The organism is Protofrankia coriariae, assembly GCF_001017755.1.
In the GTDB taxonomy this organism is placed as follows: Bacteria; Actinomycetota; Actinomycetes; order Frankiales; family Frankiaceae; genus Protofrankia; species Protofrankia coriariae.
This window is the reverse complement of sequence record NZ_JWIO01000039.1, coordinates 2226-11778: the sequence shown is the minus strand read 5'-3', so window position 1 is coordinate 11778 and position 9553 is coordinate 2226. Positions and strand designations below refer to the sequence as shown.

At 71.6% G+C, this 9553-nt stretch carries 7 protein-coding genes, 1 pseudogene and 1 riboswitch (1 of these 9 running past the window's edge); of the genes and pseudogenes, 1 reads left to right on the top strand and 7 read right to left on the bottom strand.

The genetic code is table 11. The annotated features are described in order from the left end of the window. The 6 genes and pseudogenes from ribH to FrCorBMG51_RS19335 form a co-directional block, all read right to left on the bottom strand. Positions 1–211 (bottom strand): annotated as a pseudogene (gene ribH, locus FrCorBMG51_RS19360) (6,7-dimethyl-8-ribityllumazine synthase) (it extends 268 nt beyond the left edge of the window). Continuing rightward, positions 208–1590 carry a bifunctional 3,4-dihydroxy-2-butanone-4-phosphate synthase/GTP cyclohydrolase II gene (locus FrCorBMG51_RS19355; protein ID WP_047224466.1) on the bottom strand — a complete coding sequence of 461 codons (1383 nt, stop codon included), beginning with the start codon at positions 1588–1590 and terminating at the stop codon, positions 208–210. The pseudogene ribH and the gene FrCorBMG51_RS19355 overlap by 4 nt, the downstream one beginning before the upstream one ends. An 82-nt stretch (positions 1591–1672) precedes the next feature. Continuing rightward, complete coding sequence (locus FrCorBMG51_RS19350) at positions 1673–2509, bottom strand: riboflavin synthase (RefSeq protein ID WP_047224465.1); 837 nt, start codon at positions 2507–2509, stop codon at positions 1673–1675. 123 nt (positions 2510–2632) lie between these two features. Next, a riboswitch (FMN riboswitch) is annotated at positions 2633–2761 on the bottom strand. 268 nt (positions 2762–3029) lie between these two features. Next, positions 3030–3491, bottom strand: a complete 462-nt coding sequence (locus FrCorBMG51_RS19345) for a cytidine/deoxycytidylate deaminase family protein (protein ID WP_076843817.1) — start codon at positions 3489–3491, stop codon at positions 3030–3032. A gap of 160 nt (positions 3492–3651) precedes the next feature. Further along, the gene (rpe, locus tag FrCorBMG51_RS19340) at positions 3652–4350 is read right to left on the bottom strand and encodes a ribulose-phosphate 3-epimerase (RefSeq protein WP_047224479.1); all 699 of its coding nucleotides are present in this window, start codon (positions 4348–4350) and stop codon (positions 3652–3654) included. A 777-nt stretch (positions 4351–5127) separates the two neighbouring features. Further along, positions 5128–5991, bottom strand: coding sequence for an SAM-dependent methyltransferase (locus FrCorBMG51_RS19335; RefSeq protein WP_052914843.1), 864 nt, complete (start codon positions 5989–5991; stop codon positions 5128–5130). Positions 5992–7090: 1099 nt separating this feature from the next. Here FrCorBMG51_RS19335 and FrCorBMG51_RS19330 point away from each other — a divergent pair. Then, positions 7091–7684: a hypothetical protein gene (locus FrCorBMG51_RS19330; protein WP_047224464.1), complete on the top strand. Its 594-nt coding sequence runs from the start codon at positions 7091–7093 to the stop codon at positions 7682–7684. Between the two features lie 333 nt (positions 7685–8017). Here FrCorBMG51_RS19330 and FrCorBMG51_RS19325 read toward each other — a convergent pair. Continuing rightward, the coding region (locus FrCorBMG51_RS19325) for a transcription antitermination factor NusB (RefSeq protein ID WP_338052772.1) at positions 8018–9553 on the bottom strand (1536 nt) is incomplete at its 5' end.

Sequence of the window (9553 nt, the reverse complement as noted above, 5' to 3'; positions counted from 1 at the left end):
CGGGCGGCCAGCGCCGCCGCCACGATCGGCAGTTCGACCGCGCCGGGCACCCGGACCAGCAGCGGGGAGGCGACCCCGGCGTCCTTGGCCGCCCGCAGCGCGCCGTCGACGAGGGCGTCGGTGATCTCGGCGTGCCAACGGGTCGCCACGATNCCAGCCGCAGGCCGGCGCCGTCCGGGATCGACGGCGCCGGCGCGCCCTGACCGCTCATGCCGTCTCACCCTGGCACATGTCCGCCATCAGCAGTTCCTCGTCCGTCACCGCCGACTCCGCCTCCGTCGCACGGACCGGGTGCGCGCCCGCGCTCCCGACGCTCGTGCCCCCGACGCAGTGCAGCGGGACGTCGGCGCGGACTCCCGCGACCTTCGGCCCTGCCTGCACGGCCTGCACGGCTGGCACGGCCGGCACGGCCGGCAGTTTCGGCAGGCCCGGCAGGTCGTGTCCCATCCGGTCCCGCTTGGTGGTGAGGTAGCGCAGGTTCTCCGGGGTGAAGTTCACCGGCAGCCCGACCCGTTCGACGACCTCCAGGCCGTAGCCCTCCAGCCCGGCCCGCTTGGTCGGGTTGTTCGTCAGCAGCCGCATCGTCCGGATGCCGAGGTCGACGAGGATCTGGGCGCCGGTGCCGTAGTCGCGCGCGTCCGCGGGCAGGCCGAGGGCGAGGTTGGCGTCCACGGTGTCGTGCCCGGCGTCCTGCATCTGGTAGGCCCGCAGCTTGTGGATGAGGCCGACGCCGCGGCCCTCGTGCCCCCGCATGTAGAGGACCACGCCCCGGCCCTCCTGGGCGATCATGCGCAGGGCGGCGTCGAGCTGCGTCCCGCAGTCGCAGCGGCGGGAGCCGAAGACGTCGCCGGTGAGGCATTCGCTGTGCACCCGCACCAGGACGTCACAGCCGTCCCCGATGTCCCCCTTGACCAGCGCGACGTGCTCCACGTCCTCGATGACGCCGCGGTAGCCGAAGGCGCGGAACTCGCCGTAGCCGGTGGGGATCCTGGTGTCGGCGACCTGTTCGACGTGGTGTTCGCTGCGCCGCCGGTACGCCACCAGGTCGGCGATGGAGATCAGCAGCAGCCCGTGCTCCTCGGCGAACTGTGTCAGCTCCGGCAGCCGGGCCATGCTGCCGTCGTCGTTGACGATCTCGCAGATGGCTCCGGCGGGACGCAGCCCGGCGAGCCTGGCCAGGTCCACCGCGGCCTCGGTGTGGCCGGGACGCCGTAACACCCCACCGACCTTCGCGCGCAGCGGGAAGACGTGGCCGGGCTTGGTGATGTCCGCGATGGTGGTCGCCGGGTCGGCGAGCAGCCTGATGGTCAGCGCCCGGTCGGCCGCGGATATGCCGGTCGTCACCCCGGCCCGGGCGTCGACGGAGACGGTGAACGCGGTGCCCATCCGCTCGGTGTTGTGCGGGACCATCTGGTCGAGTTCGAGCCGGTCGAGGTCGGCGCCGTCCATCGGCACGCAGACCACCCCGGACGTATAACGGATCATGAAGGCCAGCAGCTCCGGGGTGGCCTTCTCCGCCGCGAAGATCAGGTCGCCTTCGTTCTCGCGGTCGGCGTCGTCGACGACGACGACCGGCCGGCCGGCGGCGATCTGNCCGGCCGGCCGGCGGCGATCTGCGCGACCGCCTCGTCGATCGAGGCGAAACGCGTATCACCGACTGGCAGATTTTTGATCATGACAGTTGCCCGCTCCCGCTGTGGATGACGGGGGTGCTGGACGAGCCGGCACCGGCCGCCTCCCCCGCGACGACAAGCTTCTCGACGTATTTCGCCAGCACGTCGACTTCGAGATTGACCCGCTCCCCCACCCCTCGCCGACCGAGGGTCGTCGCCTGCAACGTCGTCGGGATCAGACTCACCGTGAACGTGGCGGGCGTCGTCGCGTCCGCCGGGGTGATCTCGACGACCGTCAGGCTGACACCGTCGACGGTGATGGATCCCTTCTCGACGAGATAGCGCTCCAGGCCCGGCGGCAGGCTGATGCGCACGATCTCCCACTGGGTGTCCGGGCCGAACGTGACGGGATCGCCTCCCGTCGCCGCCGCGTCACCGGAGGCCGCTGTGGATGCCGTCGTGAAGGCCGTCGTGGAGGCCACGGTGGAGGCCACTGCGGAGGCCGTCGTTGTGGTAGATGCCGTTGAGGTGGTCGTGGAGGTGCTGGAGCGGCGTTCGAGGACCACGCCGACGCCGTCCACGTGCCCCTGCACGAGATGCCCGCCGAGGCGGTCGGCCAGGCGCACGGGGCGCTCCAGGTTGACCCGGTCACCGGCGCGCAGCCCGCCCAGGGACGAGCGGTCGAGCGTCTCCTGCATGACGTCGGCGGCGAACGCCTGCCCCTCGCCGTGGGGAAACCAGCTGGTGACGGTCAGACAGACCCCGTTGACCGCGATGGACGCGCCCTCGCTGACGTCCTCGAGCACCTTTGTGGCGTCAATGATCAGTCGGGCGGCAGCCGGCCGCGGCTCGATGGCCGCGACCACGCCGAGTTCCTCGACGATGCCGGTGAACATTCCTGATGTGCCCTCTCGTCCCGGCGCCACGTCCGAGACAGAGGCGATCACGCGGGACGCATCCGGCGCACAGACGCCGGACGGGCCGTCGGCAGGCCTGGGGCCGTCGAACAGCACACGCCCGCGCGCGTCCTCCCATCCGGACTTTCACCGTCGGTCCCGGAATTCCACCGGATCAGCCGTCCGCTGGCTGCGGACGGGTCGCGGACTGTCACCGCCGGTTCGGATTTTCACCGACCCCGGAGCGCGCGTGCTGCTAACTACCTGACCAAGTCTGGCACATGCGGACGGCACAGGTGCAAGAAAGCTCACGTGATACCGGACGGCAGCACACCCATCACTCTTCGTCCATCTTCGCGCGTCCAGCCGCGGACAACCAGCCCCGTACATCCGCTTTTATACGTATTTGCCACCAGGACGATTACGCTTGGACGGTTTATATAAGTGTTCCATATGAGCGACGTCACATGAACGGCATCGTGTGAGAAACGTCATGCGGAAAACGCCACGCGAATGATGATCATGTGAGCAGATGGGCGTTGACCGCCCGGACCGCCGCGGCCAGGGACGGCACCTCGACAACGTCGAGGCCGGCGCGCCGCATGATCTCCGCGCCTTCACAGTCGACGAACACCTCGGGTTCACGCCAGGCGAAGACCACCCGGCGAATCCCCGCCTCGATGATCAGCTCCGTGCAGGTCCGGGGGCGTGACGCCCGGGCGCTGCACGGCTCCAGCGAGCTGTAGAGCGTCAGCGAGCCGGCCGGGACCGGCGGGCCGTCCTGGGCACGTTGCGCAAGTCTGCGCAACGCGACCTCCTCAGCGTGGTCACGCGGGTCGAGCTCGCGCGAGTAACCGGCCGTCAGCACCCGCGCGGACGCGTCCGCCGCCGGGCCCGCGGACCGGTCGACGACGACCGCGCCCACCGAGAACGCACTCGGTGACGGCGGGCACCGCCGGGAGATCTCGACCGCCATCCGCAGCCACCGCTCGTCCGCACCGGCCGCCGTCTCGGGACCGGCCGCCGCTTCGGGACCGGCCCTCTCCGCGCCCGCCGGACCACCGCTCTCCGCGCTCGCCGGACCGTCGCCAGCCGGTTCCTGGCGTCCCGGGCCCGCTCGGCCGTCCGCCGCCACCGCCCGGTCAGCCCTTCTCGGGGACCGGCGCCACCAGCCGGGGGGAAGCGGCCAGCGCCTGCCCGCGCAGCGCCTCCAGCGCCGCGGCCGGGTCGGCGGCACCGTAGACGGCGGTGCCGGCGACGAAGACGTCCACCCCGGCCCGTGCCGCCCGTTCGATGGTCTCGGCGTTGACCCCGCCGTCGATCTGCAGCCACAGGTCGAGCCCCCGGTCGTCCAGCAGCCGCCGGGCCGCCTCGATCTTCGGCAGGACCTCGTCCATGAACTTCTGGCCGCCGAACCCGGGCTCGATGGTCATCAGCAGCAGCAGGTCGAAACGGTGCAGGTCGTCGACGTAACGCTCGACGGGGGTGGCCGGTTTGACCGCGAGCCCGGTGCGTGCGCCGGCAGCCCGGATGGCGTCGGTCGTGCGGGGCAGGTCGCGGACGGCCTCGGCATGGATGGTCACGTTCGCCGCGCCCCGCTCTGCGTAGCCGGCGGCCCAGCGGTCCGGATCGTCGATCATCAGATGGCAGTCGAGCGGGATGGTGGTGACCGTGCGCAGGGCGGTCACCGTGTCCGGCGCGAACGCCAGGTTGGGGACGAAGTGGTAGTCCATGACATCGACGTGCAGCCAGTCGGCGTGGCCCTCGACCGCACGCGCGGCGTCGGCGACCCGCCCGAAATCGGCGGCCAGCAGGCTCGGGTAGATCTGCGCGGTTGCCACACCCGCGAGCGTATCGACCCACCAGCGGCCCACCACCGCCCCGTCCGCCCCTGTGGCGATCACCCAAACCCACCGTCACAACGCGCCACTCCTCCACGCCGGAGCGGCGGTACCCGCGAACGGAGCCATGACGTCAAAAACACGGGGTGAGGAGGGACGAAAACCACGTCACCGCTCCGTTCGCGGACTCTTCCACCTGCCGGACGATCGGCGTGGGCACGGATCGGTGGCTGTTCGGGGATGTGCTACAGATCTTGAATGGTCGGAATCCGAAGTCCGTCCGATCGCACCTGGCGTGCCTACGTGCCGCCAGGCGGCGGGTCTGTGCCGGGGGCGTGAGATATCCGGCCGGATGGTGGTGGCTTATCCCGGCGGCGCGTGCCCGCCGGGAGACGGTGCGGGTACAGGCCGCGGGGCTGTTCGGCCGCGGGTGTCGGCCCGGTGGAGGTTGGCCGGGCGGCTGCGGGTGAACACGAGCCATGCCTACCAGGGGCGGTGGCGTGCCGGCGGGGAGGCGGCGCTGGCGTCGCGGAGGCCGAGTGGGGCGGCCTGCCGGCTCACCAACCGTCAGCTGGACCAATCGTCAGCTGGACCGGCCGTGTGCGGAGCCGGCCCGGCGCCAGGGCGCCGCACACGCCGCGCCGAACAGGACCCCGCCCGCCCCGCCGCGCGCGGCGGGGCCCCGCATCCCTCCGGTCAGCACACCACCGGCGCGTCGGAGCGGCCGTCCGTTCGGCGCGTCGGCGGATCGATTCTTATGGCAAAAGACAGCAAATCTTACGACTTGCGCCCAATGCCGCCCGCGACCAGCCGGACCGCGAGCGGGTACGGCTTGGCGACCGGCTCGGTGGGACGCCACAAGGGGTTGTAGACCACGCCTGGCTCGATGAGCTCCAGCCCGTCGAAGTAGGAGGTGATCTCCTCGATCGAGCGGAAGCGCCCCCTCGTCAGCTCGTTGAGAAGCACCTGCTCGATGGGCTTGGTCTCCTCGCCGTGGTCGACGAAGTGGGTGAGGAACAGGTGGCTACCCGACACCGTCCGGTCGACGTATGCGCGGACCAGACCAGCCGGGTTCTCGTTGTCGTGGACGTGGTGGACGACTGCGAGCATCAGGAGCCCGACCGGCTTCGACAGGTCGATCAGCGCGGTCACGTCCGGGTTGTTCAGCACCTCGTCGGGACGTCTGAAGTCCGCGGTGACGACCGTGGTGTTCCTGTTCTCGGCCAGCAGCGCCCGGCCGTGCGCCAGCACGATGGGGTCGATGTCGACGTAGGCGACCTTCGACTCGGGCGCAATTCGCTGGGCGACCTGGTGGGTGTTCTCGGCGGCCGGCAGACCCGAGCCGAGGTCGATGAACTGGCGGACGCCCTGCTCCACCATGAACTCGACGCCCCGCCGGAGCGCCTGCCGGTTGTACTGGGCGGCGGTCTTGCCGTCCGGGATCACCTGGATGAGCTGGTCGTGGACAGCGCGGTCAGCCGGGAAATTGTCCTTCCCGTCGAGCAGCGCGTCATAAACCCGGGCGATGCTCGGCACCGAGATATCGACCCTGGCCTCGATCCAGGTCGAGACGAACACCCCGTCGCGTACGTTCAGTGATACCGGCTCTGGTGTGCCGTGCTGGCTCTCGCTGTCAGACAACGCTCCCCCTCTCGACCAAGGCGGGTCACCGCCGCAACCGGCACCCCGGTGCCAAGAGAAGCGGAAGTGACATAACGCGTCAGATCTTAGAGAAGCCGGCTCGCCGGCAGAGTCGAGACCGCCCTCTGAGCCCCACCTTCTGCCCTGGCTCCTACCTCGATGCCCGTCGGCGGAGTGAGGACCGCCGCATCCCTCGCAGCGATCGCCGAGGGCATCGGCGCGTTTCCCGGTCGTGACCCGGCCTCGCCACTACGCCGGGCCGCCGAAGTTTGTTCTTCGGTTGATTTCTTTGAGGTTTTTCAAGGCATGTTGACGCGCGTCGGGATTGCCGCAGACTTTGAACGGCCGGGGCCTGTCCGGCTTCTGCGGTTCCGGATCCATGCTCCGGCCGACCTGGCCGAGTAAGTCGATGACGAGGTCGAGTCGGTACTTGGATGCGTTTGATCAGGGTCTTGACCCGGACCCCGACCATTCAAGATCCGCAATCAGTACCAACCGGTACGGTGCCGCCGAACAGGCGGTGGCTTGCAGCCGCGTCGTACACCGTTCTCGACCGGGCCGACCGGGCCGACCGGCAGGCCGATGAGACCGCGGCGGACGCACGATGTGACCGCGGCGCCCGTCTCGCCGTCCAACGTTCGGTCAGGTGAACGTCCGCGGGCATACCGCCCAGATAATCCTGACGCACGACACCATCACGGCACGGGCGACAAGGCCTCCATCGCACACTGCCGACACCGGCCCCGGTCATCACTCCACGTCGCCGGTGTGCGCGGGGTGCTGTCCGTCAGCCCATCACACGCGGCCAGTACCGAGCTGGCTCCAGCCGACGCGGGACGGCCGGGATCACGGCGCGGGCCACGCAGCGGCCGTCACCGCCGGAGAAGACGGGACGGCGAGACGGCTGGATGGCGAGACGGTGAGATGGCGGGGAGATGGGCGCGCCCGTTGGGGGCGGACAGACCCGGAAGGGGTGAAGGCGCTGGTCACAGGTCTGCCAGGGACGCCTGAAGGGAACTTTCGTACCGGAACAGAAGCACACAGCGTGGACGTGACTACTCTGCGTCCACAGTTCCGGGTGGAGAAAGGATACCGAATAGTGCATGTCATCCCACATGGCCCGGTCGCGTCACGACGCCGGCCGGCCACGATCCTGACGACGCTGGTGACCACCGCCGCGCTGGCGGTCGGGCTGTCGCTGGCGGCCACACCCGCGCGGGCCCAGACCCCCACCCAACCGCAGATCCCAACCCTTACCCCGACGTCGCCCTCCGCGCAGAGCCCCACCCAGAGCCCGACGTCGACTCCCACGCAGACCGAGAGCCCCGGGCAGCCCCAGGACCGGGTCCAGAACCTGTGCGGGCAGCCGTCCGCCCCCTGGACCCTGCGGGAGCAGAACGCCGGCCCGGGGGCTCGCGTCGAGATCTGGCAGAACCAGAACACCTTCCAGGTGCGCCTGGCCAACCTGCAGGCCAACGGCAAGACCAACGTGTCCGGGGAGGCCGGCACCGTCAGACGGGGCAACGATCTGGGACAGACGGCGGCGATCGGCGACGCGCCCACCGGTGGTTGGTGCTCCGACACCGCCATCGGCTCCATCTGGGGAGCCCTGAGCTGGAACGTGGACGGCGTCCACTACTGGCGGTCCATCGCCTGCAGCCCCCAGAACTGCGTCAAGGGCCAGGTCTCCTGATCCTGACGACCGTCGCACGACCACCTGCCGGGCCGCGGCGGGACGGGGCCAGCCAGCCTGCTCCCGCCCGCCCCGGCCCCGGCGGGGCGGAGCCAGCCACCCCGAAACCGATCGGATCTCCGGCACACGGACCCGTCCCGAAACCAGGCAAAAATTCATGATCGAATACTGTCGAATGCCGGATCATGAAAGCGAGGGAACGGGCGGTCGCTCCAGCGGCCGTTTCCACCCTCGCTTTCCTGGCCAGGACAGGATGGGCGACCATCCGACCGGTGCTCCAGGCCAGGTCTGGCGGGTGGTGGCCGCCGCGCTGGTGAAGCCGGCGCGGCAGGGCTAGGAACGGCGCAGCAGGGCCAGGAACATCGCGTCGGTGCCGTGCCGGTACGGCCACAGCTGTACGAACGGGCCGTCGCCGAGATCCGGCACCCCGGGCAGGTACTCCCGCGCGTCCAGGACGGACACGCCGACGCCGCGCGCAGCCAGCCGCGTCACGACGTCCGTCACGACCTCGACGGTCTCGGCCGGATGCGGCGAGCAGGTCACATACCCGACCACCCCGCCGGGGCGCACCAGGTCGACGGCGGCGGCCAGCAGCTGCCGTTGCAGGTGGGACAGGGGCGCGACCTGCGCCGGCGTGCGGCGCCAGCGGGCCTCCGGCCGGCGGCGCAGCGCCCCCAGGCCCGTGCAGGGCACGTCGGCGAGCACCCGGTCGGCGCTGCCAGGACGCAGCGGCGCCGCCCGCCCGTCCGCACGTACCACCACCACGTTCGACCGGCCCGCCACCGGGCCGCCCGCCATGCCTTCCGCATCGGCTCCCGGGCTGCCCGCGGCATCTCCCACGGCCGCCGCGTCTCCCACGGCCGCCGCCGGGCCGCTCACGGCGTCGGCGGGATCGGGCGCCGGGGCCGGGCGTGCCACCGCGGCGGCCACCAGCAGGGCCCGGGTGGCCCGCGGCTCCACCGCGACCAGCCTGGTCCGGGGCAGCAGGCCCGCCAGCAGGGCGGTCTTGCCACCCGGCCCGGCGCACAGATCGACGCTCACCCCGGTGTCCGCCCCGACCGTGGCCACCCGCGACAGCGCGGCCACGACCAGCTGGCTGCCCTCGTCCTGCACGCCGGCCTGGCCGGCCAGGACCGCCGGCAGCCGCCCCGGATCCCCGCCGGCCAGCCGGACCGCGTACGGCGACCACGGGCCGGGCTCGGCGGCCAGGCCGGCGTCCCGGGCCGCCCGCAGCAGCCCGTCCCGGTCGATCAGGCCAGGACGGGCGACCAGATGGGTGCTGGGACGCTCGTCGTCGGCCGCCAGCGCGGCGCGGGTCCGCGCCAGGTCGCCGCCGAGGGCGGCGGCGAACGTCTCGACCACCCAGCGGGGATGCGCGGTGACCGTCGCCAGATGGCCGACCGGGTCGTCGTCGTAGCCGGGTGCGGCCAGCAGCACCGCGAGATCGCCGTCGGTGGCCTCCACCCGGGCGGCGAGGCGGCGCAGCACCGCGTTGGCGAACCGCACCGGCCGTTCACCGCTGGTCCGGCGGACCAGGTCGACGGTCGAGTCGACCGCGGCCCGCGCCGGCACCCGGGTGTGCAGCAGCTGGTAGGCGCCCAGCCGCAACGCGTCCCGCACCGGCGGGTCCACCTCGTCCAGCGGGCGGTTGGCGACCGTGGCGAGCAGCCCGTCCAGGACACCCAGGGCGCGCAGGGTGCCGTAGGTCAGCTCGGTGGCGAAACCCCGGTCGCGGGCGGACAGCTGGCGGCCGGCCAGCAGCGCCGGCAGCAGCAGGTTCGCGTAGGCGCCACGCTCGTCGACGGCCCGCAGGACCTCCCAGGCGAGCAGCCGGGCGGGATCGGCCCGGGACGCCGGCGGCCGGGCCCG

Bases quoted from the DNA above. Each gene is read 5' to 3' on its own strand.
- FrCorBMG51_RS19350 (WP_047224465.1), bottom strand. From the start codon at position 2,509: ATGTTCACCGGCATCGTCGAGGAACTCGGCGTGGTCGCGGCCATCGAG.